This is a genomic window from Pseudokineococcus marinus (genome assembly GCF_013004605.1).
GTDB lineage: Bacteria > Actinomycetota > Actinomycetes > Actinomycetales > Quadrisphaeraceae > Pseudokineococcus > Pseudokineococcus marinus.
The window spans coordinates 1-1,368 of sequence record NZ_JABEMA010000514.1 but is presented as its reverse complement, the minus strand read 5'-3'; the positions used below and the strand labels follow the sequence as shown (position 1 = coordinate 1,368).

Below are 1,368 nucleotides of genomic sequence, written 5' to 3'. Positions count from 1 at the left end.
CGGCGACGCTGCGCCGGGGGCGCCGCGGCGCCTGAGCCACGGGGACGGCGGAACCGGAAAGCGCTTCTGCCGTTCCGCCTCGCCCGTGATGTCCGACCTCTAGGGTCGGGCGCGCCGCGGGCGTGCCGACGCCCGTCCCGACCCGAGAGGGCCTCCATGCCGATCACGACCACCCGCCGAGCCGCCAGCACGGGGCTCGGCGTCCTGGCCGCGACCACCGCCCTCGCCGTCGCCGCGCCCAGCGCGTCGGCCGCGACGACCACCTACGAGCTCGCCCCGGCCCCCGACGAGCTGGTGCTCGCCCTCTCGGGCACGCCCGCCGACCCGGCTCTGCTCCAGGACGAGACCTTCCTCGCCGAGGGCCTCCTGCCGGTCCCCGCGTCCGGCGCCGTCGCGCTGGCCCTGCCCTCGAGCGTGGCCGAGGCGGGCACCGGTGCGCAGGCCGCCGTGCTGAGCGCCGACCAGCTCGAGGACTTCGACGGCACCACGCTGCCCGCAGACGCGCTCGCGACCACCGACCAGATCGGCCTCGACGTCGTCGAGGGCGTCCTCGCCTTCGAGCTCGACACCGCCGCCCTGGCGGCCGTCCCGGCCGTGGCCGAGGCGGACGGCGAGCTCGTCGTCGTCGTCGGCGGCCTCGTCGCTCCCGCGCTGCCTGACGTCCCGCCCGTCACGCTCCTCCCGCTCGACGTCCTCCCGGAGGCGCCCTACGACGCGCCCGCGCTCGAGCTCGCCGGCGTGCTCGCGGCGGCGTCCTTCGCCACGGAGCCGCTCGAGCTCACCGCCGGCCAGCCCCTCGAGGTCACCGTCCCGGACGGCAGCGCGTACGGGACCCTCGGCCTCACGACGCTGGTGGCCGAGGGCCTGCTGCTGCTGCCGCTCGACGAGGAGACCTACGACGAGCTGGGGATCGACGTGGAGGGCCTCGCGGGCCTCGCCGGCGGCATGAGCCCCGCCGCCGGGGGGAGCCGGATGTCGCCGTCCGAGCTCTCCGAGGAGCTGGCCCCGCTCGCGGACGAGCTCTCCGACCTCGCCGACGTCGAGGTCGCCCCCGACGGCCGCAGCGCCGTGGTCACCCCGGCGGCGGACCTGCCCGCCGGCGAGTACCTGCTGACGACGGCGCTCCTGCCCGAGGGCGTCGACGTGGAGAGCGGCGAGGTGCCCGACACCGTCGGCACCGACATCGCCCCGGTGGTGCTGACGGCGGCCGCCCCCGCCCCGGCCCCCGCGCCGACGGCGACCGCGACGCCGGCGCCCGCCACCCCGGCGCCGCCCGCGCAGAACGAGGGCCTGCGCTCGAACACGGGCGTCGAGGGCGGCGGTGTCGACGGCGGCCTCGTGGCCGTCGGCGCCGGCCTGCTCGCCGTC

General features: G+C 78.4%; 1 protein-coding gene. It reads left to right on the top strand.

Annotated elements, in window-relative coordinates:
* Positions 1–156: 156 nt before the first annotated feature.
* Positions 157–1,368, top strand: a 1,212-nt coding sequence (locus tag HLB09_RS17105) for a hypothetical protein (RefSeq protein WP_212771310.1), incomplete at its 3' end; no start/stop codon positions are given.